The organism is Aestuariivirga sp., assembly GCF_046294715.1.
In the GTDB taxonomy this organism is placed as follows: domain Bacteria; phylum Pseudomonadota; class Alphaproteobacteria; order Rhizobiales; family Aestuariivirgaceae; genus Aestuariivirga.
On record NZ_JBKBKI010000004.1, the window covers coordinates 1 to 24307 of the forward strand.

Consider the following 24307-nt stretch of genomic DNA (forward strand, 5'->3'; position numbering starts at 1 on the left):
GCCATCGGACGCTGCGCAGCCTGAGGGCTCCGCGCCCATGGCCATTGCATCAACCGCCCAACAGGGCAATCATACCGCCGAGACTCTACTCACGGATGGATCGTAGAAGGGGCTCACACCATCAGGGCCTCAGCTGTTAGTGGCCAGGGCGGTGGAACACCAAGTTTAAGCCGAGGTAGTGTCGAGAAGCTTTGGTATTGCGCGAACGCCGCCAGCGCCTATTGTAAGAGCGCATTCAAGTGCTTGAACGCTGCCTCAAAGCGATCCTTCGAGGTATTGGAAACGTTCGGCCAAAGCGAGGCTGTATTCTCGGAGAAATACCGGGCCGGGCGGTAATGGCCGAACGTGCCCGACTTGAGCGGATTACTTTCGAGATAGGCTTCTATGGCGCGTACCGTGCGCGGCTCCTTGGCGTTGAGTGCGGAAACCGGGATCGGAGCTCTCAACTCCTTGGCAAACTCGGCGTTGACAAGACTCAGATAAAAGTCGCGATCGAACATATCCTCAACGTCGGCCTCTTTCGTTCCGGCAAAGTCCGCGTAGGTCGTGACTTGTTGCTTCTTCAGCAGCTTCTTTTTGTAGAGATCTTCAATCAGTGCGCGGTCACTGTTCTGAATGTCGAGCAACGTGGCGACATTCATGCCCTTTTGCGGTGCGAGCAGCGAAACGAAAGTCGGTACTTTTCCGCTGCCGCCCGTGGGCGTAATCACCCAATGTTCTGAAAGCCCTGTGCGACCTTCGCGCTCAAGCTGCGCGGACACTGCCCTCAGGAATAGCATGTCCGCGGGACCCTCGACCACGAGCGAGTTCGGTCCGATAAACAGTGTCTGCTGAATCTCATAACCGAGGGCACCCTGCAAGGGAAACAAGCTATCGTCAGTCGCATCGAATACGTTAGTAAGAACCTTGGTGCCATCTTGTGCCTTGGACAGAGGTTCTTTCGCGTCGATGCCTGAATCCTGCACAATTCGTACCCGGTCAAATCTCGTCGGGTCGATCATGAAGGGCGAATGTGTGGTGTAGATCAGTTGATGATCGGCCAACTCTGCCTCGAAGTATCTGAGAAGGTCGGCCTGCGCCCGCCCGTGCAGCGAAAGACCCGGTTCGTCCAGCAATAGGATGACGTTCTGTTTCTGGCGCTTAATATCCTCGTACCAAGCAAGGAACGAGAAGAACCAGACAAACCCGCGTGAACGTGTACGCAGCGGCGTGTGTGCCCAATGTACCGTGTCGTACACTTCGCCCCATACGTTGATGCCCTGCCGCATACCTTCGGGGTCTTCGGGCTTTGCATCGCGGACATCAAAACGCATTTGGATATGGCGATTTTGGGACCAGTACTTGACGATCCGATTGGTGAGGTGATTTCCAGCGCCCTCAAGCTTGTTTTTCAGTTCAGTGGTGTTCTTCGTGTCAACAAGCTTCCGGTGATCAAGGCGAGCCAGATTGATCAGTCCTAGCAGCGGATGATCGGAATCATAGAGAGTATTGGTATCCTGACGACCAATCAGAGCATTAAGATTGGCTTGACCTTCCATCTGGTAGTACTCGTCGAAGTAGAGAAACTTCGGTGCGCGTGGCCAAATCAGCGACTCAATATAAGCTGAAAAGCCCTTGGCCGTGATCTTGGCCACAAGTGCTTTGAGCGACTTGATAGCTTCGGTCGCTTCAACAGCGTCCAATACCGCAGCGAATGTTCCCCAATCCGCAGCCTCTCTAAGTGCTGTCTTGGTTTCGTCGGCCACCCCAGGATTGTCTGCTAGATGTTTACGAGCCGCTGCGCCGTCACACTCAACTGTGACTGTGCTGATGGCCTTGCCGTAGTAGGTATTGCGCTTCAGGTCCCGAGATTTAAGAACCTGGGGTCCGAACACGGAGGTGACGGCCGCCGCATCCTCCTCGTCAAGTTCATATAGGCATTCAACGACAATGGCATCGTCACGGTCCCCATTTTCGACGGCGAAACGATAATCCTCGACCTCCCGCTTAGGGTAGTCGTAAGTCTCATCGAACACCGCATGGGCAGGTATGATTGGATTCGTACGGTAGAGCGCTGTCAGAAGCGTCGTCTTTCCGGCTTCATTTTTTCCGACGAGACAGGTGACTTTCTCATCAACTTTGATGGGGCCTGAATCCCAAACACTCCGGAATTCGCGGACAGTATATTCCTTCAGCTTCATCTGCGTTCCTCAGGTTCTGGGCGCGAGGTCTCCAACAAAAGACCGCTAACGCCATTTGTTAAAGTGTACATAAAAAGTCATTAAAGTGCAGCCCGTGTGTGCGATGAGTAGGAAAGTGTGACAGTGTACCCATTTGGTGTACAGATTGACTCTACCAATGATCGAGAGGTTTTCCATTTTCATCGGAACCGGAACCAGATAAAATCGTCCGTAGACTGAAGAAAAAGGGAAGTACATGCCTCGACGTGGCCGACCTGCGGGACAGAGCGGACCCGCCCCGATCCTCAGACCTGACGAGATCAAGCGGGTCGTCAGGCTCCTGAAGTCGCGGCCCAGGTTCTCCGCGAGGGCCGAGGTCGCCTTCCACCTGTCGTTCTACCTCGGCCTCCGCGCCCAGGAGATCGCCTCGCTCCGATGGGGCGACGTGTTCGACGACGTCTGCCGAGTCCGAGACGTCCTGCACCTCAAGGCCGCCTACACAAAGGGATCGAGGACCCGCGACGTGTTCCTGTCCTCGCCGAGGCTCCGGCAGGTCCTCGCCCAGTTCGCCCAGCGCTACCCCGACGGACGAAGGCCGGACGCGCCACTGTTCCGCAGCCAGAAGGGCGGACACCTGACCGCCGCCTCGATGGCCCGCTTCCTGAAGCAGCTCTATGTCGAGGCAGGCATCCCCAGGGCCAGCTCCCACTCCGGCCGGAGGACCTTCATCACCGGACTCGCGGAGCGCGGGATCGACCTCAAGGCCATCTCGGTCCTCGCCGGGCACTCGAACATCCGGACGACGGCCATGTACGTGGACAACAACCCGCTGAGGCTGGCCAGGATCCTCGAGGGTGTGTCGTGGTGAGGTTTCCGGGATTTCCCTGGGATCGCCATGGCCGACCCGAAACGGGCACCACGGGGCATCTGGAGGGCACGGACGGACCACTGTGCCTTGCGCAGGTTTTTCCTTCCGATCCGCCGGTCCGGCTCGTCCGTCGCAATAAATACCCCGAAGGACGGTCAAAGCGTGACGATCACATCGAAGAGAGAGTATCGGGAATCGCTGGCGAGGTTCGCCGGAGAGCACTTCGCGAGGTTCCACATCACGGTCGAACTTCCGCCCGGCCGAACGCGGAGGGAGCTCGAGCACCACATCCGGGAATTCTACATCCGGGTGAACCGCGTCTTCCTCGGACGTAACTGGTACATGCCCGAGAACGGATCCAACCGGATGCAGGGCACGGTCTCATTCGAGGAGGCCGCGGGAGGCTGGCATGCCCACATGCTCGTGAAGCCGCCCGCCGGAGCGGAGCCCGAGCAGTTTGCCGAGGCTGTCTCCCACGTGTGGACGGAGCAACCAACGCCGTCCTCGGTCTATCGTGGCACACCCGTGACCGGCCGGTCCGGCAAGATCCACGTCCAAGCCGTGACCGATACGTCAAGCGACAGACTTCGGGTCGCCCGCTACGACTTCAAGCGGGTCACCTTCACGCCCGGTGATGGCTTGTCATGGAACTTCATCGACCAGATGGCCGCGCTGCGTCGCAGCCGTTAGGTCGCCCCGACATTAGTCTGGGACGCCATGCGACCAGATGGGGAACAGTCGACCGGTGAGTCGGCGCAACGGTTGAGCTCCATGAGGCTCACTCGATTGACTGGGTACTACCCAAATCCCAACCCAAACAGTTCATCTGAGAGACAGACAGAAGGTCCGGTTGCCATTGCTGGAGATGACCCGAACTTACTCCCAACTGCTTCCGCCCTGCTTCCACAGCAGGTCGCGGAAATCCAGCCGGTTAACGGCAAGACCCTTAAGTCACTGATATTTCCGAGAGATTTTGGAGCGGGCGACGCGAATCGAACGCGCGACCCTAACCTTGGCAAGGTTATGCTCTACCCCTGAGCTACGCCCGCTTCCATTGGCCTTACCGGCATGTCGCCGGCGGGTGGGCGCGTTATTGCCTAACTCACCGCCAAATGCAAGAACAAGATCATAACCCCTTTCATGAAGGATGTTCGGCCGCATGCCAGCGACCCGCCAGGACCTGATCGACCGCTTCAAGTCGTTGGGAATCGAGACGAAAACCAAGGACCATGCTCCCGTCTACACGGTCGATGAGGCCCGCGCGCTGCGCGGTGAAATACCGGGGGGCCATTGCAAGAACCTGTTCCTGAAGGACGACAAGGGCAATATCTGGCTCATCGTCTGCCTGGAGGATGCCGAGATCGACCTCAAGGCGGCGCCCTCGAAGATCGGGTCGCGGCGGCTGTCTTTCGGCAAGGCGGACCTGCTCAAGGAGGTGCTGGGGGTAGAGCCGGGTTCGGTGACGCCCTTCGCCCTGATCAACGACAGGGCGAAGCGGGTGAATGTGGTGCTCGATGCGGCCATGATGGCGCATGAGTTCCTCAACTACCACCCGCTCGAGAACACCGCGACCACCACCATCGCCTCGGCCGATCTCGTGAGCTTCATCCGCTCCTGCGGGCACGAGCCGAAGGTCGTGGCGGTGGCATGACACTTGGCCTCATGCAGGGCCTTGACCTGCCGCATTGAAAACGCAGGCCGTTTGCTCCATCTAAGGAGCTTACGCGATGTGAAGGACACTCCCATGAGCATGATTTTCGGCGGACAGAATTCCGGAAACGGTGCTGGCAACGGCTCCGCAACGCCGGCGGGCGACCTGATAAAGGAGTCCAACACCCAGAACTTCATGCGCGACGTCATCGAGGCCTCGCGCCAGGTGCCGGTGATCGTGGATTTCTGGGCCCCCTGGTGCGGACCCTGCAAGCAGCTGGGCCCCGCGCTTGAAAAAGTGGTTCGGCAGGCCAACGGCAAGGTCCGCATGGTCAAGATCAACGTCGACGAGAACCAGCAGCTCGCAGGGCAGATGCGCATCCAGTCCATTCCCGCCGTCTATGCTTTCGTCAACGGACAGCCGGTCGATGGCTTCATGGGCGCGCTGCCGGAAAGCCAGCTGAAGCAGTTCGTGGACCGGCTGGGCGGCCAGGGCAGCCTGGCGGAGGAGATCGAAGCCGCGGTTCAGGAGGGAAGGAGCGCGCTCGAAGCCCAGGATTACCAGGCGGCCGCCCAGGTCTTCGCGCAGGTGCTGCAGGTCGACCGTGAGCACGCGGGTGCCCTTGCGGGCCTCGCCCGCTGCCAGATCGCCGTCGGCGATCTCGAGAATGCCCGGGCGACCCTCGCCCTGGTGCCACCAGCCAAGGCCTCCGATCCCGACGTGCTGAGTGCGAGGGCCGCACTCGACATGGCGCTCAACCCGGTGGACGTCTCGGAGATCGGCACGCTCAAGGCCCAGATCGAGAAGAATCCGGATGATTTCCAGGCCCGCCTCGATCTCGCCGTTCTGCTCAATGGGGCCGGCGAACGGGGCGAGGCCACCGATCACCTGATCTACATCATCAAGAAGATGCGGAACTGGAACGACGAGGCGGCGCGCAAGCAGCTGGTGAAGTTCTTCGAAGCCTGGGGGCCGAAGGACGAGTTCACCATCGCGGGCCGGCGCAAGCTTTCCTCCGTCCTGTTCTCCTGAAGGAAGGGCGATGAGCTTTCTCGATCGCTACCGGACGCCGGAGGATCTGCCCCGGCAGATCCCCGTGTTCCCACTGGCGGGTGCCCTTCTCCTGCCCCGGGCAGACCTGCCTCTCAACATCTTCGAGCCGCGCTACCTGGCCATGGTCGACCATGCGCTTTCGAACGACCGGCTGATCGGCATGATCCAGCCCGCCGCAGGCCAGGAGGCGGAGGGGAACCCGGGCCTCATGAAGGTGGGTTGCGTAGGCCGCATCGTCTCCTATGCCGAAACCGAAGACGACCGGATGCTGATCACGCTCACCGGCGTCAGCCGCTTTCAGGTGGTGAAGGAGGTCGAGGCTGAAACCGCGTTCCGTCAGGTCGTTGCCAACTACCATCCCTTCGCCATCGATCTCCGACTCGATGCGGGGGCGAGCGAAGTGAACCGTCCAGCCCTCATCAAGGCCTTTCGCGACTATCTCACCGCCAACAACATGCGCGCCAATTGGGAGGAGGTCGAAACCGCACCGAGCGACGTGCTGGTGAACACGCTGTCGCTCCTTGCGCCCTACCCGCCGGAGGAGAAGCAGGCGCTGCTTGAGGCTCCCGACCTCAGGGCCAGAGCCGACATGCTGGTGGCGCTGACCGAAATCGCGCTCAGCCGCATGGCGCCCGATGGAAAGCACAAGCTGCAATGACGCTCATCCGTGGCTGACATCCGCACCGATCCCCGGCTCCTCGAGCTTCTCGTCTGCCCGGTGACGAAGACCAGGCTGCAGTATGACGCGGCGCGCCAGGAGCTGATCTCGAAGGCCGCCAGGCTGGCTTACCCGATCCGCGATGGAATCCCGATCATGCTTGCCGAGGAGGCGCGGGAACTCGACCGTGAGTGATCCTTCCGCAAATGATCCCTGGCCCCAGGAACTGCGCCTCGCATCGAACGGAGCGGAGCTTCGCGTCAGCTTCGACACGGGGGAAGAGCTGGCGCTATCCGCCGAATACCTGAGGGTGGAAAGCCCCAGCGCGGAAGTGAAGGGCCACGGTCCCGGGCAGGAGCAGCTCGTCTGGGGCAAGCGCAACGTGAGGATCCGGCGGCTGGAGCCGGTCGGGAGCTATGCCGTGCGGATCGTCTTCGACGACGGGCATAGCACGGGGCTCTACACCTGGCCTTATCTCCTGAAGCTCGGCCGCGAGAAGGACACGATCTGGCGGACCTATCTCGACAAGCTCGCCGCGGCGGGTTTCAGCAGGGGCTAGACCTTCTCGCCCCGCAGGAGCTTGGGCAGGTCGCCCGAGAGCCCCGCCGCCTCCGCCACGAAGACGGACTTGAGCTGCCCCATGCGGTTCACGGCAACGAGGCCAGCCCGGCGAAGCAGGGTCAGCACGGGATTGGTATTGGCGAAGAGCCGGTTCATGCCGTCCATTGCCGCCCCCGTCGCCACGGTATCGAAGCGTCGCCACTGGGTGTAGCGGTCGAGCACGGCCTCACTGCCGATATCGAGGCCAAGCCCCGCCGCATCGTGGATGCATTCGGCAAGGGCTGCCACGTCGCGCAGGCCAAGGTTGAAGCCCAGCCCCGCCAGCGGGTGCAGCACGTGGGCGGCATCGCCGACGAGCGCCAGGCGCGGGGCCGTGAAGGTGGTGGCGATGTACATGGCGAGGGGATAGCCGTGGCGGCCGGAGATGAGCTTCACTTCGCCCAGGTGCGTTCCGAAGCGCAGCTTCAGTTCCTTCTCGAATTCCTCCATGGGAAGTGCCAGCATCCGCTGTGCGGCCTCGCTGCGCTCGGACCAGACGAGGGAGGAGCGATTTCCCGGAAGCGGAAGGATGGCGAAGGGGCCTGAAGGCGTGAAATGCTCTTCGGCACGGCCGTCGTGCGGCAACTCGTGCTCGACCGTTGCGACGAGGCCCATCTGGTCATAGGGCCACCCGACAAGCCGGATGCCGGCGGCCTCGCGGGCCGGCGAATTACGTCCGTCGGCGGCGACGATCAGAGCGGCGCGCAGGAGGCTTCCGTCCGCCAGCCGAACGGCGGCGAGGCCGGGCCCAAAGGAATAGCTCTCCACCGCCTGTCCGGTGCGGAGCCGGATGTGAGGGGAAGCCTCGGCCTCCTCGAGCATGGCACGATAGAGGTGGCGGTTCTCGATCATGTGGGCAGAGGGGCCGCCTCTCATGTCTTCCGCACCGAAATGCAGCAGCACGGGCCTGGCGCCGCCCGGCGTTGCGCTGTCGGTCACGATGATGTCGGCCATCGGCTGAGCCTCGCCCGCCACCTTCTCCCACACGCCCAGGGCCTCGAACATCCGGCGCGCCGCGGCGGTGATGGCCGAGGCCCGCCCGTCGAAGTTGTTGCTGGCGAAGCCCCTGGGGTCCTTGGCGTCGACCACCACCACGTCCAGCGGGCGCTTGGCGCTGCGGCCGCCAAGTGCAAGCGCCGCGGCCAGCCCGTTCAGGGCGGCGCCGATCACGACGATGTCCGGGGTGTCGGTCATGAGAGTTCTTCTCCGTCATTTCCGTTCCGAAATACAGGTGGTGCTGAGTCGCGGATTACTGCGACTAGATATCAGGCAGGATATCCTATCTGCCCAATTAATGAGCATAACTAGTCTGTGAGAGCCCGACTCCCTGGCTTCGCCCGTAACGAAATCAATAGCTTAGAATCAACCCGCAGATTGGCACGTTTTTTGTTTTGCACTTGCGAGATCAAAGGGGGTGACCAATGAAATTCGTGATTGCCATCATCAAGCCGTTCAAGCTGGAGGAGGTCCGCGAGGCGCTCGGTGCGCTTGGCATCCAGGGCATCACCGTGACCGAGGTGAAGGGCCACGGCCGCCAGCGGGGCCATACCGAATTCTACCGCGGGGCAGAATACACGGTGAGTTTCGTGCCGAAAGTGAGGCTCGAGCTCGCAGTGGATGAAAGCTTGGCCGACAAGGTCGTCGAGACCATCCAGCTTTCGGCACAGACCGGCCAGATCGGCGACGGCAAGATCTTCCTCCTGCCTCTCGAACAGGCGGTTCGCATCCGCACCGGCGAAAGCGGCTCCGCCGCGCTCTGACAGACCTAGGAAAAGGGATTCTCGAAACATGACACGCATTGATTTCCGCTTCGGGCGGCTGCCGGCTCTCGCCGCCGCTCTTCTTGCAGCCGCAGCGCTCCCGGCCCTGGCGCAGGATGCGCCCGCCCCCGCACCAGTCATGGACAAGGGCGACGTCGCCTGGATGATGACGTCGAGCCTGCTCGTGCTGTTCATGGCGCTGCCGGGCCTTGCCCTGTTCTATGGCGGCCTGGTGCGCGCCAAGAACATCCTGTCGATCCTCATGCAGACGGCGATGATCGCCTCGGTGATGATGGTGGTCTGGATCGTCTACGGTTATTCCTTCTCATTCGGGGGCAGCGAAAACGCGTTCTTCGGCGGCTTCGGCAAGCTTTTCCTCAGTGGCGTCACGGTCGAGTCCATGTCCGCCACCTTCACGCAAGGGGTGGTCATCCCCGAGTATCTCTTCATCACCTTCCAGATGACATTCGCCGCCATCACGCCCGCCCTCATCATCGGCGCCTTCGCCGAGCGCGTGAAGTTCTCCGCGGTAATCGCGTTCGCGGTGCTGTGGGCCACCTTCGTCTATTTCCCCGTCGCCCACATGGTGTGGGATGCCAACGGCTACCTCTTCAAGATGGGCGCCATCGACTTTGCGGGCGGCACCGTGGTGCACATCAATGCCGGGATCGCGGCTCTCGTCGGCTGCCTGATGATCGGCCCGCGCAAGGGCTATGGTCGGGACATGATGGCACCCCACTCCCTGCCACTGACACTCATCGGCGCATCGATCCTGTGGGTGGGCTGGTTCGGCTTCAATGTCGGCTCGAACCTCGAGTCCAACGCCGGTGCAACGCTCGCCATGATCAACACCTTCGTCGCGACGGCGGGCGCCATGGTGGCCTGGGCCGTGATCGAGACCGCCCATCGCGGGAAGGCCTCGGTCCTCGGCGGTGCATCGGGCATGATCGCCGGACTTGTTGCGATCACCCCTGCCTGCGGCACGATCGGCCCGGTCGGCGCCATCGTGCTCGGCGCCCTGGCAAGCCTCGTCTGCTACTTCTTCGTCGCGGTCGTGAAGATCAAGCTCAAGTATGACGACTCGCTCGACGTGTTCGGCATCCATGGCGTTGGCGGTATCGTCGGCGCGCTGGGCACCGCGATCTTCAGTGCCGCGGCCTTTGGCGGCATCAAGGGTGCCGATTACTCGATCGCAGGGCAGTTCATGATCCAGCTCTCGGCAGTGCTGATCACCGTCGTCTGGTGCGCCATCGCCTCCGCCGTCCTGTTCAAGCTGGTGGATCTCGTCATCGGCCTCAGGGTCAAGCCCGACGTGGAAACCCAGGGCCTCGACCTGCCGACGCATGGCGAGGTGGCCTACCACTCCTGACCGATTGCCCGCTCGCAGGGCCAGGGCCCGGCTGCTGCCGGGCCCTTTCGTTTTACGGCGCCTTAACCACGACCCGCCAGAATGGCCTTAACGATGTGTTACGGCCGGTGAAGTCTCTTCCCCGGCGGAGGTTCCCGATGGCGTATCATCCTTCCTACGACACCGACGACAGTGCCGTTCCGGCCGCGGTTCGCATCTTCCTCAAGCGGCGGCTGTTCGAAGCAGCGGGCGCGACGCTGTTCCTCGTCCTGATCGCCATCGGCCTGTCGCTCGCCTCCTGGTCCGTCGACGACCCGTCTCTCAACCATGCACTGGACAGGGCGGCCAAGAACTGGCTCGGCTATCCCGGCGCCGTCGTGGCGGACGAACTCATGCAGTTCTTCGGACTCGGTGTCCTGCCGTTCATCGCCATCCCCATGCGCTGGGCGGTGAGCCTCATGTCCCATGAGATGCCGCGGCGGCCGGTTCGCGCCCTGGCCTGCTGGCTTGGCTGCGCGCTGACGGCCAGTGCCGGGCTGTCCGCCATTCCGGCACCTTCGAGCTGGTCACTCATTTCCGGGCTCGGCGGCAATGCTGGCGACGTTCTGCTGAACCTGCTCATGATGCTCCTTTCCGCCGCGCTGACCGGAGTCGTAGCCAAGCTCATCGCGGGCCTCCTCATGATGACCTCGGCCGTCGCCCTGGGACTGAAGGCAATGGGGATTGGCCGCGCCCAGGCGGTGCGGAAGGCCGCCGCCGCTCCGGGGCGGGGCAGGCAGGCCTTCGTCGTTGTGATCGGATTCCTCCGCGCGCTCGCCCGCCGCGTGGCCGAGCTCTGGGCTGGCTGGCGCGAACTTCGCCGCGCCGAGGCCGAACTGGAGGAGGAGGCGGGGGAGGACGACATCATCCGCCGCCTGGCGCCCCAGCCGGAGGGTAGCCCGCGCCGCGGCGGCAGGCAGGGCCTGCGCATAGAGCCGGTGCTGGCGCCATCGCTCCGCCGTGGCGGGCCGTCGGCAGGGGAGTGGGACGAGCCGCCGGAGGAGGAGCCCGACGGCGAAGAGGCATACGAGGACGGGGAAGAGGACGAAGGGGGGCCGATCTTGTCCACCCCCAAGGTCACCCGCACCAACAGGCCGCTCAAGCCCGGAAAGAAACTGAGGAAGGACTTGCAGCCCGGCTTCTCCTTCTCCGGGGCCGAGGAGTATGAGTTTCCGCCGCTGACGCTTCTCGCCGAGCCCAAGCGCGTCGGCAAGCCCGCCGAACTCTCGGACGAGGCGCTGGAGCAGAATGCCCGCATGCTGGAAGGCGTGCTCGATGATTTCGGCGTCAAGGGCCAGATTCTCAAGGTTCGGCCGGGGCCGGTCGTCACCTTGTACGAGCTCGAGCCCGCTCCAGGAATAAAGTCATCGCGCGTGATCAGCCTGGCGGACGACATTGCCCGCTCGATGAGCGCCATCTCGGCGCGCGTCGCCGTGGTGCAGGGCCGGAACGCCATCGGCATCGAACTACCCAACGTCAAGCGCGAGACCGTTTATCTGCGCGAGATGCTGGGCTCGGAGGCCTTCGAGAAGTCGAACCTCAACCTCGCCATCGCGCTCGGCAAGAACATCGGCGGCGAGCCGGTTTTCGCCGACCTGGCGCGGATGCCGCATCTCCTCATCGCCGGAACCACGGGCTCGGGCAAATCGGTCGGCATCAACACCATGATCCTGTCGCTGCTCTACCGGCTGCCGCCGGAGCGCTGCAAGCTCATCATGATCGACCCCAAGATGCTCGAGCTATCGGTCTATGAAGGAATTCCGCATCTCCTCGCGCCGGTGGTCACCGATCCGCGGAAGGCGGTGGTGGCGCTCAAGTGGGCGGTTCGCGAGATGGAGGAGCGATACCGCAAGATGTCCAAGGTCGGGGTGCGCAACATCGACGGCTATAACGCGCGCATGAAGCAGGCCATGGCCAAGGGCGAGCAGATTTCGCGCACGGTGCAGACCGGCTTCGACCCGGACACGGGCGAGCCCGTCTTCGAGAAGGAGAACATGGATCTGGTGCCGATGCCCTACATCGTCGTGATCATCGACGAAATGGCGGACCTGATGATGGTGGCGGGCAAGGACATCGAGGGCGCGGTGCAGCGCCTCGCGCAGATGGCGCGTGCCGCCGGCATCCACGTGGTGATGGCGACCCAGCGCCCTTCGGTCGACGTCATCACCGGCACGATCAAGGCCAATTTTCCCACGCGCGTCTCCTTCCAGGTCACCTCCAAGATCGACAGCCGCACGATTCTCGGTGAGCAGGGTGCCGAGCAGCTCCTCGGCCAGGGCGACATGCTCTACATGGCGGGAGGCGGCAGGATTTCGCGGCTTCACGCACCCTTCGTTGCGGACGACGAGGTCGAAAAGATCGTGAGCCATCTCAAGTCCCAGGGTGCGCCCGAATATGTCGAGGCCGTCACCGAGGAGCCGGAGGAGGGGGAGTATGGCGAACCTGGTGCCATGGGCGGTGACGCCGGGGGCTCCGGTGACGATCTCTACGACCAGGCCGTCGCGGTGGTGCTGCGTGACAAGAAGGTCTCAACCTCCTATGTGCAGCGCCGGCTGCAGATTGGCTACAACAAGGCGGCGAGCCTCATCGAGCGCATGGAAAAGGAGGGCCTGATCTCGCCTGCCAATGCCACCGGCAAGCGCGAGATCCTCGTGCCAGGAGACAGCGCGCGGGATTGAGCGCGAGGCCCCGGTGCCCTCTTGCCTCAAAATCGGCCCGTTCTTGCGGATAAAGCTCGCATGACATACAAGGCCGGGGCAATTTCCGCCCCGATTCCGGAAAGAACAGGATGACAAGCTTCACGCAGTTCTCGCGCCGTGCCTTCCTAGGAGCTGCCTTCGCAGCCCTTGCCGCCTTCGCGGTCTCGCCGGCCCGCGCCATGTCGCTTACGCCGGAGCAGCAAGCCGCGGTCAACGGCATCTCTGACTACCTCAACAGCTTCAAGACGCTGCAGGGGGAGTTCACGCAGATAAGCCCCAAGGGCAATCTTTCGCGCGGCGTCTTCTACATCTCGAAGCCCGGCAAGATGCGATTCGAGTATGCCCCGCCCAACCCGTTCCTGATCGTGTCGGATGGAACGTGGCTCACCGTCAAGAATGTCAAGAAAGAGAAGGGCGACCAGTTTCCGCTGTCGCAGACGCCGCTCCGTCTCGTACTCGCCAAGAAGGTGGACATTCTGAAGGACACCAAGGTGCTGGATTTCCAGAACCAGGATGGCATCCTGGCAGTGACGCTGGAAGACAAGGAGAATACGCTGGGCAGCGGTCAGCTGACGCTGGTCTTCGACCAGACGCGCAATGCCCTGCAGCAGTGGGTGGTGATCGACGGAAAGGGCCGCCGCACGACTGTGAGCCTCGAGAACGTGCAAGCCGGCGTTGACCCGGACCCGCAGCTCTTCGTCGTTAAGATCGAGCGCGAGCGTAACAAGAACAAGTAGCTGCGGTGCGGGCGGGCTCTTGCCATCCCCGCTGCGGCGGGGCTATGGCGTTGCCATGTCGCTCACTGTCGCCACCTGGAACATCAACTCCGTCCGCCTGCGGATCGGCCTCGTCACCAAGCTCCTCGAAAGCTGGCGGCCGGACGTTCTCTGCCTGCAGGAGACGAAATGCCCACAGGGGCAGTTTCCCTCAGGCCCCATCCGCGAGATGGGATACCAGCATATCGCCGAATTCGGGCAGAAGGGCTATCATGGCGTGGCTATCGTGTCGCGGCGGCCCTTCCTGGCGCAGTCGACGCGCCCCTTTTGCGGCAAGGAGGATTGCCGCCACATCTCGGTGACACTCGAAGGGCCAAGACCCGTCACCATCCACAATCTCTATGTTCCGGCGGGCGGGGACGAGCCGGATCCCGCGATCAACGACAAGTTCGCGCACAAGCTCCAGTTCATCGACGAGCTCGAGGACTGGTTCGGCAAGGATTGCGTGCCGCAAGGACATGAGGGCATCGTCGTGGGCGATCTCAACATAGCGCCGCTCGAGCACGACGTATGGTCGCACAAGGATCTGCTCAAGGTGGTGAGCCATACGCCGATCGAGACGGAAGGGCTGCTGCGGATCCAGAGAAAGGGCAACTGGGTCGATCTCATGCGCCAGCACGTGCCGGCAGAGAAGAAACTCTACACCTGGTGGAGCTATCGGGCACGCGACTGGGCATCGAGCGACCGGGGACGCCGGCTCGACCACATCTGGTCGACCCCGGGCCTGGCGCCGCAATGCAGGGAGATCGCAGTGCTGAAGGAGGCGCGCGGCTGGGCGCAGCCCTCCGACCACGTGCCGGTAATGGCGCGCTTCGCCCTATAGGCTCCGGAAGGACCGCGCCTGCTCGAAGCCGCGGCGCGCGAGGTCGAGATCGCTCACCGACAGATCGAGCTTCCGCGCCAGGGCGTTGAACACCGCCGCGCCGAAATCCGGGAATTCCTGGGCGACCCGCATGAACAGCGCACGTTCGATCCGTGCCGTGGACAAGGGTTCCGACGCCCGGGCGGTGAGCGAATAAGCCGTGTTGCCGATCATGGCGATCTCGCCCAGCAGTGCTCCCGGGCCTGCCGTGCCGATGCGGCCGGCAAGAGCGCTCGAGAGATCGACGTGCCCATTCAGGATCAGGTAGGCGGCGCTGCCGCGCTCTCCTTCCGTGATGAGGCGCTCACCGGTCTCGAAGGCCTGGCGCGCGGCGGAAAAGGCCAGAAGCTGCAGGTGAACAGGGTCGCACTCCGCGAAGATCGGAATGCTGCGAAAGGTTTCCACATCGGCGCGCACGCTCATCTCGCGCGCTCCAGCCTCGGCTCTGCGGCTTCCACTCTCATCTCACCCCATGGACCCCTGCTGCCTCCCTTTACATGAGAGAGGTGCATTGTCCAAGCTCAGGGCACGAGCTTGTAGCCGCCACCCTCGGTGACGAGAATTTCCGCATGGGACGGGTCGCGCTCGATCTTCTGGCGCAGCCGGTAGACATGGGTCTCGAGCGTATGGGTCGTCACCCCCGCATTGTAGCCCCAGACATCCTGGAGGAGCACGTCTCGGCTCACGATCTGCTCGCCTGAGCGGAGCAGGAACTTGATGATGGCGGTTTCCTTCTCGGTCAGGCGGATCTTGCGGTTGTCGTCCCGCACCAGCATCTTGGCGGAAGGCTTAAAGGTGTAGGGGCCGACCTTGAATACGGCGTCTTCGCTGTGCTCGTGCTGCCGCAGATGGGCGCGAATCCGCGCCAGGAGCACGGCAAAGCGGAAAGGCTTGGCGACATAGTCGTTGGCGCCCGAATCGAGACCCAGGATGGTGTCCGCCTCGGAGGTCTGGGCGGTGAGCATGATCACGGGGCCCTTGTAGCCGTTCCGCCTCATGATCTTGCAGGCTTCCCGGCCATCCATGTCTGGAAGGTTGACGTCCAAGATCACGAGGTCGGCATGGTCTGCCTTTGCGGCCTTGATGCCCGCGCCGGCGGTGCCAGCCTCGGCCACGAGGAACTCGTCGTGAAGCGAGAACTGCTCCTTCAGCGTTTCGCGCAGCAGGTCGTCGTCATCGACGATGAGGATCTTCTTCGTGGCGCTCATTGCAACCCCTGTTGCCGGAAGTCCTTGAAATCACTTGCCCACCCCTCTTGGGATGTTAGGCTGAGCCGTGCCCTTTTCAAGCCCCTGTAGCAACAAACGTTATCGTGACCAGACCCCTCAAGACCATCCGTGTCAAAACCCTGAATGCGCGGGCAACCCGCGGCCTGCTGATCGTGGGAGAACTCACTTTCCCATGCTCGCTTGGGCGTTCCGGTGCCAGTTACATCAAGCGGGAGGGCGATGGTGCCAGTCCCAAGGGATGCTGGCAGTTCCGCCGCCTGTTCTACCGCGCCGACCGCATCGCCCCGCCGCGCTCGGGCCTTAGACCACGGGCGCTTCGTTCCCATGACGGGTGGTGCGAAACGGTGGGCGACCGCAATTACAACAGGCTCGTCCGCATTCCCTATGCGACCTCCCACGAGACGATGCAGCGCGACGATCATCTCTACGACATCGTGGTGGAGCTCTCCCACAATGAACGCCCGCGCATCCAGGGGCATGGCAGTGCCGTGTTCTTCCACCTGCGGCAGCCGGATGGCGGACCCACAGCCGGATGCATCGCCGTGTCGCTCCGCGACATGCGCATCATTCTCCAGCACGTGGGGCCGAAGACCCGGATCGTGATCTAGCCGCGTGACCCGAAGATGGCGGAGCCCACCCGCACATGGGTGGCGCCCGCAGCGATGGCGTCGGGATAATCGCCGCTCATGCCCATCGAGAGCTGGGTGAGGCCGTTTCGCCTCGCGGTCTCTGCCAACAGGGCGAAATGCGGCTTCGGGTCCTCCTCGAGCGGGGGAATGCACATGAGACCGGAGATCTCGAGGCCGAAGGTCTCGCGGCATTCCTTGAGAAAGGCATCGGCCTGATCGGGGTCGATTCCCGCCTTCTGCGGCTCACGCCCGGTATTCACCTGCACGAAGAGCTTCAGCGGCTTGGCCTGCCTTCGCATCTCCCTGGCAACTGCCTCGGCGATCTTCGGACGGTCGATGGTGTGGATGGCATCGAAGAGCTGCACCGCCTCCGCCGCCTTGTTTGACTGCAGGGGACCGATCAGGTGCAGCTCGATGTCGGGCCAGCGCATCCTGAGGGACGGCCACTTCGCCTTGGCTTCCTGGACGCGGTTCTCCCCGAACACGCGTTGCCCCGCCTCGATGACGGGAACGATCTCGGGGGCCTCGAAGGTCTTGGAGACGGCGATGAGCGTTACCGCCTCCGGACCGCGGCCACCGGCACGCGCGGCTTGCACGACACCGTTCAAGACCCGTTTCAGACCCTCGTGCACCATGCGCTAAGCTCCTGCAATCCGGCGGATTTAGGCCAAGCTTGCAGGCCATTTCAAGGACTGGTACCAGCAACGGCCAGAAAGCCCGCTTTCCACAGGATCAGCCGCCTTGAGCACCGAACGTTACAACCCGCGCGAAGCCGAGCCGCGCTGGCAGAAGCACTGGACCGAGTACAAGAGCTTCGAGGCCAAGGAAGATCCCTCGCGCCCGAAGTACTACGTGCTCGAAATGTTCCCCTATCCTTCGGGCCGCATCCACATGGGTCACGTGCGCAACTACACGATGGGCGACGTGATTGCGCGGTTTCGCCGGGCGCTCGGCTACAACGTGCTTCATCCCATGGGCTGGGACGCCTTCGGCATGCCCGCCGAGAACGCGGCCATCGACCGGGGCGTCCATCCCAAGTCCTGGACCTATGAGAACATCGCGACGATGAAGCGGCAGCTCCAGTCCATGGGCCTGGCGCTCGACTGGAGCCGCGAGATCGCCACCTGCGATCCCTCCTACTATCGCCACGAGCAGGCGATGTTCATCGACTTCATGAAAGCGGGCCTCGTCGAGCGCAAGGTTTCGATGGTGAACTGGGACCCGGTCGACCACACGGTGCTTGCCAACGAGCAGGTGATCGACGGACGCGGCTGGCGCTCGGGCGCTCTCGTCGAGAAGCGCGAGCTCGCCCAATGGTTCCTGAAGATCACAGCCTATTCGGACGAGCTTCTCTCGGCTCTGGACGGCCTGGACAAGTGGCCGGAAAAAGTGCGGCTGATGCAGAAGAACTGGATCGGCCGCTCGGAAGGCATGCGCTTTTCCTTCGCGCTAGAGGATGAAGCCGGCAAGCTTCTGAACGAGCGGCTCACCGTCTACACGACGCGGCACGACACGATCTTCGGCGCAAGCTTCTGCGCCATCTCGGCCGACCATGACCTCGCGAGGCGGCTCTCCGGCAGCGACCAGGGGCTTGCCGCCTTCCGCCGCGAGGTGGCAGCGCTCGGCACCTCGGAGGAGACGATCGAGCGGGCCGAGAAGAAGGGCCACGCGCTCGGCCTCTATGCGCGCCATCCCTTCCGCGAGGGTGTCAGGCTTCCCGTCTATGCCGCCAATTTCGTGCTGATGGGCTATGGCGAGGGTGCGATCTTCGGCTGCCCCGCCCATGACCAGCGCGACCTCGATTTCGCCCGCAAGTACGGGCTTCCCGTCATTCCCGTGGTGGCGCCCAAGGGCACGGATGCCGCGCAGTTCGAGATCGGCAGCGAGGCCTATCTCGAGAAGGAAGGCGACAATACGATCCTCATCAATTCCGATTTTCTCGACGGGCTCAGCGTGCCCGAGGCCAAGGAGGAAATCGCTTCCCGCATGGAGAAGATGGGAATCGGCGAGCGCAAGGTGAACTTCCGCCTGCGCGACTGGGGCGTCTCCCGGCAGCGCTACTGGGGTTGCCCGATCCCGGTGATCCACTGCGCGGCATGCGGCATCGTGCCGGTGCCCAAGGAGCAACTTCCCGTCACCCTTCCGGAGGACGTCAGCTTCGACAAGCCAGGCAATCCGCTGGAGCATCACCCGGCTTGGAAGCATGTCGATTGTCCCTCCTGCGGCAAGCCTGCCCGCCGCGAGACCGACACCTTCGACACCTTCATCGATTCGTCCTGGTATTACGCCCGCTTCTGTTCGCCCCGCGCCGATGAGCCGGTGGACAGGCATGCAGCGAATTACTGGATGGGGGTCGATCAGTACATCGGCGGCGTCGAACACGCGATCCTGCATCTTCTCTATTCCCGCTTCTTCGCCAGGGCGATGGCGGCGACAGGGCATCTCGACATCAAGGAGCCCTTCGAAAGCCTGTTCACGCAGGGCATGGTGATCCACGAGACCTTCCGTACACGGAGCGGCGAATGGGTGCTCCCGGCCGAGGCGGTGCAGAAGGACGGCAAGTGGGTGCACGCCAGCACCGGTGAGCCGCTCGAAGTGGGTGGCGTCGAGAAGATGTCGAAGTCGAAGAAGAACGTCGTCGATCCGGACGACATCATCGCCCGCTTCGGTGCCGACACGGCGCGCTGGTTCATGCTGTCCGACACGCCGCCCGAGCGTGACATCGAGTGGACGGAAGCCGGGGCCGAAGGAGCCTGGCGTTTCACGCAGCGCATTTGGCGTCTGGTCAACGATGCGCAGGCCCAGCAGGGCGGCAGCGACACCGGAGCCTCGCTCGAACTCCGCCGCGCCGCCCACAAGGCTCTCCTCGCCGTCACGGAGGACCTTTCCGCCCTGCGCTTCAACCGGGCGATCGCCAGGATCTACGAACTCGCCAATGCGCTGGGCGCCGCACTTTCCGGCGGGAAGGCAGAGGCCGCCGCGGTCAAGGAGGCCGCCGAATTCCTGGTGCTGATGTCGGCCCCCATGATGCCGCATCTCGCCGAGGAGTGCTGGCAGGCCATGAAAAAGCCGGGCTTCGTGGTGGACACGCCCTGGCCGAAGGTGGATCCGGCCCTCGTCGCCGATGACCAGGTGACGATCGCCGTCCAGGTCAACGGCAAGCGGCGCGACGAGGTGACGATCGCCAAGGACCTCGATGCCAAGCAGGTGGAGGACCTGGTGCTCAAACTCGACTCGGTGGCGAGGGCGCTCGAGGGGCGGCCGGTGAAGAAAGTGATTGTGGTGCCCGGCCGTATCGCCAATATTGTCGGCTGATGCGCAAGGCACCTGCCATCCTGCTCCTTGCCGCCGCGGTGGCACTCGCCGGCTGCGGCTACAGGCCGCTCTACGGTTCCTCCTCGGAGAGCGCCGGGGTTGCCGCAACGCTCTCCGCGGTTGCAATCCCGGAGGCGGAAGATCGCGTCGGGCAGCTCATCCGCAACGATCTCATCTCCTCCATGCGGGCGGGCAAGGGCGAGGAGAAATACACGCTTCTCCTCAAGCCCGTGGTGAAGAAGAACGGCGTCATCGAGAAGTCGCAGCCGAGCGTCACGCGCGATGCCATCACCCTGTCGGTCAGCTATGAGCTCGTCGAGCGTTCGAGCGGCAACGTCGTCCACCAGGGCAAGACGTTTTCCCAGGCGAGCTATGACGTGATCCGCCAGCCCTTCGCCGATCTCCAGGCTGAGACGGACGCCACCGAGCGCGCCGTGCACGTGGTGAGCGCCGACATTCGCACGCGGCTTGCCGCCTATTTCGCGTCCAAGCCCGCAACGCCATGACGGCGGTCAGGCCGGCCGGGCTCGACGCGTTCCTCCGCAAGCCGGATTCAGCGGTCGGGGCGGTGCTCATCTATGGCGAGGAGCCGGACGCGGTGCGCGAACTTGCCCGCCGGGTGGTGAAGAAGGTCGCTGGCGCTCTCGACGATCCCTTCACGGTCGTGACGCTGCAGGAGCAGGATCTCGCCTCGGACCCCGCCCGCCTCGCCGACGAGGTGCAGTCGATGTCGATGCTCGGGGGCAGCCGCGCGGTATGGGTGAAGGGGGCGGGCGAATCATTCCTGAAGGCGGCGCTGCCGGTTCTCGAGGGCAAGGCCAGCGGCAATCTCGTGGTGGCGGAGGCGGGCTCACTCGCCAAATCCTCCCCGCTGCGCACCACGTTCGAAAAGAGCCCGCGCGCCCTCATCGTGCCGCTTTACGAGGCGGAAGGCGGCGAAATCGCGGGAATGGCGGAGCAGATCCTGGCCGCCGACAATCTGCGCATCGGTCATGAGGCGCTCGCCCGCTTCCTGGAACTTGCCGGCACCTCGCGCGGGCTGGTGCGCCGCGAAGCCGAGAAGCTTTCGCTCTATTGCCTGGGCCACGAGCGCGTCAGCCTCGAAGACGTCGAGGCGGTCTGCGGCAACGAGACGGGCGCCACGCCGGACGAACTCGCCGATAGTGTCTTCGGGGGAGAAGTAGAGGTCGCGGACAGGCTGTTCCACGATCTCGTGCTGGGCGGCGCCGATGCCGGACGGCTCCTCGGCATTGTGCACCAGCATGCCCTCCGGCTGCAGGATTTCCGGCTGGCCGTCGATCGCGGCGCTTCGGCAGAGCAGGTGCTGAAACAGGCGCGGCCTCCTGTCTTCTTCAAGCGGCAGCGAATGGTCCAGGCGCAGCTCCGCGTCTGGAGTCTCTCCGATCTGGTCACGGCTGGCAGCACGCTTTCGGCGAATGTGCTGGCGGCGCGCCAGAACGGAGCGCTGGCGGAGGCCGTCGCCGGGCGCTGCCTCCTGTCGCTCGCCCGGAAGGGCCTGGCGCTTCGGCTCGACCGCTGAATCACGGGCGCACGCCGGATCAGGCTCCGCGCAAGCAAGCCCGGGCAAGCTCCACCCAAAGGCTCGCGCAACATTCATGGCCGGACGGTTCTCAGATGTGCTCACCTATGCGCTCTCCGTGGCGCTGGCGCTGGGCGTTGCCGCCTTCGCCGCCTACAAGGTGGACAAGCTGAGCCGCATGGAGAACCCGCCCGCCAACATGGGCCTCAACTTCCCGCCCCTCAAGCGACGCGTGATCATGGAGGAGGCTGGCGATGCCGATCCGCTGATCACCCGCTCCACCGGGCTGGCATTGGAGCAGGGAGCGCCGGCCCGCGCCTACCGCATTGCCCGATCCTTCGATCTTCTGGCGGTGGTGGAGGGAGTTGCCCTGGTCGCCGTCGAAAGCTCCCACAGCAGGAACATCGTGCCGGTGAAGACCGGGGAATTCCTGCCCGGAGGGTTCAGGGTGGACGAGATCGCCCGCCGCAATGGCCGCTGGGTGCTGAAGGCCGGCTCCCTCACCCTCGAGGCGAGACCGGCACCCGCTCAGTAGAGGCCGCGAAGAAGCCGTTCGATGTAGCCCCGCTCGAGCGGCGAGAGTCCCGTCTCACCGGCTCGCTGGCGCAGCATTTCGAGAATTTCGCGGGCCCGCTGGATGGCGAGTTCGGAGGGCAGCATGTCGCGGTCGGGGCCGGTGTCCTCGCCGCGGTTGGGCATGGGGCGGCCGAGCGGGTCGCGGTCGTCGCCCCGGGCCTCGCCGGTGCTTCCGGGCTGGTTCTGCTGGCCCTGACCCTGCTGCTGCATCTGCTGCATCATCTGGCGTGCCAGGCCCTGGGCGCCCTCCCGCAGCTTGGCCAGCGCTTCGCCCTGGTTGCCGAGCGCCTGGTCGCGGTCGCCATCGCGCAGCGAGCCTTCGGCACCCTGCATGCTCTTGCCCGCCTCGCCGAAGGCGCGCGGCGCCTGCATGCCGTTCCGCCCCAGCTGCTCCATGAGCTCCTGCAGCATCTGGCCAAGGCCCTGCTGGCGGTCGCCGAGGCCGCCCATGCCCTGCTGCCCCTGCTGTCCTTGCTCGCCGCCGGGCTGCTGCTCTTCGCCCATGCCGTCCTGCGGCATGCGCTGTGTGTCGTCCATCAGCTTCTGCTGTCCGCGCATCAGCTCCGAGAGCTTGTCCATCATCTCGCTCATCGGGCCCTGCTGCATCTGTCCCTGCTGCGGCATGCCGGGCTGCAGGTTGCGCAGGATGTTCTCGAGCTCCGAGAGGAGCTGCTCGGCCGCCTCGTTGGCACCGCTCTGCGCCAGCTTCTCGATCATGTCGAGCATCTTCTGCAGGTCCTGCGGAGTCACCATGCGTCCCTGCTGCGGCATCTGCTGGGCGGGGTTCTGCTGGCCCTGCGCCATGCGCTTCTGCATGTCCTCCATGAGAGACTGCATGTAGCGGTCGAGCGCCTCGCGGAGTTTCTGCGTCAGCTCGGCGATGCGCTCGGGCGGCGCCCCCTCGCGCAGCGCCCGCTCGAGTTCCTTCCGCAACGCCTCGAGTTCCGCCTTGGCGTCTGAGAGCATGCCGTCCTCGACGTTGACGGCGATCTCCCACAGCATGCGGATGACGCTGTCGATGCCCTGCCGGTCCTCGGCCGTTCGCAGACGCGAGAGAGCCGCGGCGATGGCGATGTGGGTGCCGCTCCGCTCGATCAGCCCCTCGGGATAGGTGAGGATCGCGTCCAGCAACTCGGCGACACCGTTGGAATCGTCCGGCGATAGGATCAGGCTGCGGCGCTGCTCGATCAGGGCGCGCGCGAGCGGCCTCGTGAACTGGCGCTCCGGCAGCCGGAACACACGCTTGGCGCTCTCCGTGGAATTGCCCGCGGCGTCGCTCGCGGTGAGCGTCATCTCCACCATGAAGCCCGCCCAAGGATGTTCCGCCACATCGGCCTTGGACTGTCCAGCCTCCTCCTTCGGTGAAGCCTTGCGCAGGCTCACGGGGAGCTTCGGCGGCTCGAACTCGAAGATGCCGGCATCGGAAAAGCCCACACCCTCGTCCTGCTCGTCGGCGAGATAGATGTCGGCGGTGATACCGGCGACGCCGTAATCGTCGGAGGCCTTCCATTTGGCGCTCAGCATGCCGGAGGAATCGCCGATGGGATCCTCTGTGATCTCGACAGCGGGCGGCGCGTCGGGAATGAGCGACACGTGCCAGCTGGCGAGTTCGCTGCCGTGATCCGTGATCCTGACGAGGGCCGGCCGCGCCATCTCGACCTCGGCCTGGAACACGCCCTTCTCGCTCTTCACCTTGGGCGAGAAGCCGCTGACCTCGGGTGCGGAGGCAACGCCCTCGCCGGGCGCGTGGAACGCGTGGAAGGTGAGCTTCGGGTCCTTCGCCCCGGAGATGCGGATCGACAGCACCGATCTTTCGGGAACGTTCAGTTCCGGCTCGCGCCTCAGCCGCTCGGCCATGGCGGGGCTCGTCAGCAGCACGGGCGGCCTTCCGGTATAGGCCGGGGGTTTCAGCCAGGCATCGAGGCTCAATGCCGGTGCCGCCGGCGGAGCGGCGAAGGACAGGCTGTCGGCGAGGTTGCTGCGCGTATCTCCCGGTCCGAGCAGGAGTGCAGCGACAAGCGCCAGGCCGACGGGCAGGCGAAGGGCCCTGGGGTCGATGTCGCGCCAGGAGGATTCTGGAAGGCCCGCCTTCAGTTCGGCCATGCCGCGCAGCTGTCGCAGCCTGTGCTCCTCCCAGATCGCCTGCTGAAGCGGGTCGGAGGATTCATCCGCAAGCCGGTCGTCGCGGCCGGAGACCGGGCGGTGCGGGAGCCCCGACTTCGCCTCGACCCGGCGCATGGCCTCGTGGCGCGTGGGCCATCCGACCCGGACGAGGCCCCTCAGCGACCAGAGAAGGGAGAGGGCGAATAGTCCCACCAGTACCATGCGCGGCCAGTAAGGCACGAGCGGCAGGATGCCGCCGACCACGAGCACCGCGGCGACGCCGAGGATGACGAGCGGCCAGTGCAGCGCCGCCCATGTCCTTTCGAAGCCCAGCGCGAGGCGGCCCGCAGCGATCTTGCGCGCGATGCGCGCCTCTTCGGCGGCAGGGGGCTTCACGGTCTCGGTCTGGTCATCGGCGATCGGCATGCTCTTGGCATGCTAA

Annotated in this window: 23 protein-coding genes and 1 tRNA gene; 17 read left to right on the forward strand and 7 right to left on the reverse strand. The window is 64.1% G+C overall.

Annotation, left to right across the window (positions count from 1 at the left end):
* Positions 1–218: 218 nt before the first annotated feature.
* Positions 219–2180: an AAA family ATPase gene (locus ACK4HL_RS04000; protein ID WP_409756752.1), complete on the reverse strand. Its 1962-nt coding sequence runs from the start codon at positions 2178–2180 to the stop codon at positions 219–221.
* A 235-nt stretch (positions 2181–2415) separates the two neighbouring features.
* Here ACK4HL_RS04000 and ACK4HL_RS04005 point away from each other — a divergent pair, with 235 nt between their 5' ends.
* Together ACK4HL_RS04005 and ACK4HL_RS04010 are read left to right on the forward strand one after the other, a co-directional pair.
* Positions 2416–3027, forward strand: a complete 612-nt coding sequence (locus tag ACK4HL_RS04005) for a tyrosine-type recombinase/integrase (RefSeq protein ID WP_409756753.1) — start codon at positions 2416–2418, stop codon at positions 3025–3027.
* 162 nt (positions 3028–3189) lie between these two features.
* On the forward strand, positions 3190–3717 hold the full coding sequence (locus ACK4HL_RS04010; protein ID WP_409756754.1) for a hypothetical protein: 528 nt from the start codon (positions 3190–3192) through the stop codon (positions 3715–3717).
* A gap of 284 nt (positions 3718–4001) precedes the next feature.
* On the opposite strand, the gene ACK4HL_RS04015 is transcribed toward ACK4HL_RS04010, so the two are convergent.
* A tRNA-Gly gene (locus tag ACK4HL_RS04015) sits at positions 4002–4076 on the reverse strand.
* Between the two features lie 110 nt (positions 4077–4186).
* Here ACK4HL_RS04015 and ACK4HL_RS04020 point away from each other — a divergent pair.
* From ACK4HL_RS04020 to ACK4HL_RS04040, 5 genes are all read left to right on the forward strand, one after another.
* Positions 4187–4678, forward strand: coding sequence for a prolyl-tRNA synthetase associated domain-containing protein (locus tag ACK4HL_RS04020; RefSeq protein ID WP_409756755.1), 492 nt, complete (start codon positions 4187–4189; stop codon positions 4676–4678).
* Positions 4679–4771: 93 nt separating this feature from the next.
* Entirely contained in the window at positions 4772–5710 is a 939-nt protein-coding gene (gene trxA, locus ACK4HL_RS04025) for a thioredoxin (protein WP_409756756.1), read from the forward strand.
* A gap of 10 nt (positions 5711–5720) precedes the next feature.
* Positions 5721–6389, forward strand: coding sequence for an LON peptidase substrate-binding domain-containing protein (locus ACK4HL_RS04030; RefSeq protein WP_409756757.1), 669 nt, complete (start codon positions 5721–5723; stop codon positions 6387–6389).
* Between the two features lie 9 nt (positions 6390–6398).
* Positions 6399–6584 carry a Trm112 family protein gene (locus ACK4HL_RS04035; protein ID WP_409756758.1) on the forward strand — a complete coding sequence of 62 codons (186 nt, stop codon included), beginning with the start codon at positions 6399–6401 and terminating at the stop codon, positions 6582–6584.
* Positions 6577–6948, forward strand: a complete 372-nt coding sequence (locus ACK4HL_RS04040) for a gamma-butyrobetaine hydroxylase-like domain-containing protein (protein WP_409756759.1) — start codon at positions 6577–6579, stop codon at positions 6946–6948. Before ACK4HL_RS04035 ends, ACK4HL_RS04040 begins: the two co-directional genes overlap by 8 nt.
* Here ACK4HL_RS04040 and ACK4HL_RS04045 read toward each other — a convergent pair.
* Positions 6945–8183: an FAD-dependent monooxygenase gene (locus ACK4HL_RS04045; protein WP_409756760.1), complete on the reverse strand. Its 1239-nt coding sequence runs from the start codon at positions 8181–8183 to the stop codon at positions 6945–6947. The genes ACK4HL_RS04040 and ACK4HL_RS04045 overlap by 4 nt on opposite strands.
* Before the next feature lie 227 nt (positions 8184–8410).
* Between ACK4HL_RS04045 and ACK4HL_RS04050 the strand changes: the two genes are divergently transcribed.
* The 5 genes from ACK4HL_RS04050 (at position 8411) to ACK4HL_RS04070 (ending at position 14434) form a co-directional block, all read left to right on the forward strand.
* Positions 8411–8749, forward strand: coding sequence for a P-II family nitrogen regulator (locus ACK4HL_RS04050; RefSeq protein ID WP_409756761.1), 339 nt, complete (start codon positions 8411–8413; stop codon positions 8747–8749).
* 28 nt (positions 8750–8777) lie between these two features.
* Positions 8778–10118: an ammonium transporter gene (locus tag ACK4HL_RS04055; protein WP_409756762.1), complete on the forward strand. Its 1341-nt coding sequence runs from the start codon at positions 8778–8780 to the stop codon at positions 10116–10118.
* A gap of 137 nt (positions 10119–10255) precedes the next feature.
* Positions 10256–12814: a DNA translocase FtsK 4TM domain-containing protein gene (locus ACK4HL_RS04060; protein ID WP_409756763.1), complete on the forward strand. Its 2559-nt coding sequence runs from the start codon at positions 10256–10258 to the stop codon at positions 12812–12814.
* 110 nt (positions 12815–12924) lie between these two features.
* Complete coding sequence (locus ACK4HL_RS04065; RefSeq protein ID WP_409756764.1) at positions 12925–13572, forward strand: LolA family protein; 648 nt, start codon at positions 12925–12927, stop codon at positions 13570–13572.
* 55 nt (positions 13573–13627) lie between these two features.
* Positions 13628–14434 carry an exodeoxyribonuclease III gene (locus tag ACK4HL_RS04070; RefSeq protein ID WP_409756765.1) on the forward strand — a complete coding sequence of 269 codons (807 nt, stop codon included), beginning with the start codon at positions 13628–13630 and terminating at the stop codon, positions 14432–14434.
* Here ACK4HL_RS04070 and ACK4HL_RS04075 read toward each other — a convergent pair.
* Together ACK4HL_RS04075 and ACK4HL_RS04080 are read right to left on the reverse strand one after the other, a co-directional pair.
* Complete coding sequence (locus tag ACK4HL_RS04075) at positions 14429–14896, reverse strand: cyclic nucleotide-binding domain-containing protein (RefSeq protein ID WP_409756766.1); 468 nt, start codon at positions 14894–14896, stop codon at positions 14429–14431. The genes ACK4HL_RS04070 and ACK4HL_RS04075 overlap by 6 nt on opposite strands.
* Before the next feature lie 98 nt (positions 14897–14994).
* Positions 14995–15681 (reverse strand): response regulator transcription factor, encoded by a 687-nt coding sequence (locus ACK4HL_RS04080; protein ID WP_409756767.1) that lies wholly within the window; start codon positions 15679–15681, stop codon positions 14995–14997.
* A gap of 104 nt (positions 15682–15785) precedes the next feature.
* Between ACK4HL_RS04080 and ACK4HL_RS04085 the strand changes: the two genes are divergently transcribed.
* The gene (locus ACK4HL_RS04085) at positions 15786–16310 is read left to right on the forward strand and encodes a L,D-transpeptidase (RefSeq protein ID WP_409756768.1); all 525 of its coding nucleotides are present in this window, start codon (positions 15786–15788) and stop codon (positions 16308–16310) included.
* Here ACK4HL_RS04085 and ACK4HL_RS04090 read toward each other — a convergent pair.
* Complete coding sequence (locus ACK4HL_RS04090) at positions 16307–16966, reverse strand: YggS family pyridoxal phosphate-dependent enzyme (RefSeq protein ID WP_409756769.1); 660 nt, start codon at positions 16964–16966, stop codon at positions 16307–16309. The genes ACK4HL_RS04085 and ACK4HL_RS04090 overlap by 4 nt on opposite strands.
* Positions 16967–17072: 106 nt before the next feature.
* On the opposite strand from ACK4HL_RS04090, the gene leuS reads away from it, so the two are divergent.
* The 4 genes from leuS (at position 17073) to ACK4HL_RS04110 (ending at position 21721) form a co-directional block, all read left to right on the forward strand.
* The gene (leuS, locus tag ACK4HL_RS04095) at positions 17073–19646 is read left to right on the forward strand and encodes a leucine--tRNA ligase (RefSeq protein ID WP_409756770.1); all 2574 of its coding nucleotides are present in this window, start codon (positions 17073–17075) and stop codon (positions 19644–19646) included.
* Entirely contained in the window at positions 19646–20152 is a 507-nt protein-coding gene (locus tag ACK4HL_RS04100) for a hypothetical protein (protein WP_409756771.1), read from the forward strand. Before leuS ends, ACK4HL_RS04100 begins: the two co-directional genes overlap by 1 nt.
* Positions 20149–21186 carry a DNA polymerase III subunit delta gene (gene holA, locus ACK4HL_RS04105; RefSeq protein ID WP_409756772.1) on the forward strand — a complete coding sequence of 346 codons (1038 nt, stop codon included), beginning with the start codon at positions 20149–20151 and terminating at the stop codon, positions 21184–21186. The genes ACK4HL_RS04100 and holA overlap by 4 nt, the downstream gene beginning before the upstream one ends.
* Positions 21187–21262: 76 nt before the next feature.
* Positions 21263–21721, forward strand: a complete 459-nt coding sequence (locus tag ACK4HL_RS04110) for a hypothetical protein (RefSeq protein ID WP_409756773.1) — start codon at positions 21263–21265, stop codon at positions 21719–21721.
* Here the strand turns inward: ACK4HL_RS04110 and ACK4HL_RS04115 are convergent.
* Entirely contained in the window at positions 21715–24291 is a 2577-nt protein-coding gene (locus ACK4HL_RS04115; RefSeq protein ID WP_409756774.1) for a TIGR02302 family protein, read from the reverse strand. The two genes, ACK4HL_RS04110 and ACK4HL_RS04115, sit on opposite strands and share 7 nt — an antisense overlap.
* Positions 24292–24307 lie beyond the last annotated feature (16 nt).

Coding starts and splice junctions, on each gene's coding strand:
- ACK4HL_RS04000 (WP_409756752.1), bottom strand. CDS start 2,180: ATGAAGCTGAAGGAATATACTGTCCGCGAATTCCGGAGTGTTTGGGAT.
- ACK4HL_RS04005 (WP_409756753.1), top strand. CDS start 2,416: ATGCCTCGACGTGGCCGACCTGCGGGACAGAGCGGACCCGCCCCGATC.
- ACK4HL_RS04020 (WP_409756755.1), top strand. CDS start 4,187: ATGCCAGCGACCCGCCAGGACCTGATCGACCGCTTCAAGTCGTTGGGA.
- trxA (WP_409756756.1), top strand. CDS start 4,772: ATGAGCATGATTTTCGGCGGACAGAATTCCGGAAACGGTGCTGGCAAC.
- ACK4HL_RS04030 (WP_409756757.1), top strand. CDS start 5,721: ATGAGCTTTCTCGATCGCTACCGGACGCCGGAGGATCTGCCCCGGCAG.
- ACK4HL_RS04045 (WP_409756760.1), bottom strand. CDS start 8,183: ATGACCGACACCCCGGACATCGTCGTGATCGGCGCCGCCCTGAACGGG.
- ACK4HL_RS04050 (WP_409756761.1), top strand. CDS start 8,411: ATGAAATTCGTGATTGCCATCATCAAGCCGTTCAAGCTGGAGGAGGTC.
- ACK4HL_RS04055 (WP_409756762.1), top strand. CDS start 8,778: ATGACACGCATTGATTTCCGCTTCGGGCGGCTGCCGGCTCTCGCCGCC.
- ACK4HL_RS04060 (WP_409756763.1), top strand. CDS start 10,256: ATGGCGTATCATCCTTCCTACGACACCGACGACAGTGCCGTTCCGGCC.
- ACK4HL_RS04065 (WP_409756764.1), top strand. CDS start 12,925: ATGACAAGCTTCACGCAGTTCTCGCGCCGTGCCTTCCTAGGAGCTGCC.
- ACK4HL_RS04070 (WP_409756765.1), top strand. CDS start 13,628: ATGTCGCTCACTGTCGCCACCTGGAACATCAACTCCGTCCGCCTGCGG.
- ACK4HL_RS04075 (WP_409756766.1), bottom strand. CDS start 14,896: ATGAGCGTGCGCGCCGATGTGGAAACCTTTCGCAGCATTCCGATCTTC.
- ACK4HL_RS04080 (WP_409756767.1), bottom strand. CDS start 15,681: ATGAGCGCCACGAAGAAGATCCTCATCGTCGATGACGACGACCTGCTG.
- ACK4HL_RS04090 (WP_409756769.1), bottom strand. CDS start 16,966: ATGGTGCACGAGGGTCTGAAACGGGTCTTGAACGGTGTCGTGCAAGCC.
- ACK4HL_RS04100 (WP_409756771.1), top strand. CDS start 19,646: ATGCGCAAGGCACCTGCCATCCTGCTCCTTGCCGCCGCGGTGGCACTC.
- holA (WP_409756772.1), top strand. CDS start 20,149: ATGACGGCGGTCAGGCCGGCCGGGCTCGACGCGTTCCTCCGCAAGCCG.
- ACK4HL_RS04110 (WP_409756773.1), top strand. CDS start 21,263: ATGGCCGGACGGTTCTCAGATGTGCTCACCTATGCGCTCTCCGTGGCG.
- ACK4HL_RS04115 (WP_409756774.1), bottom strand. CDS start 24,291: ATGCCGATCGCCGATGACCAGACCGAGACCGTGAAGCCCCCTGCCGCC.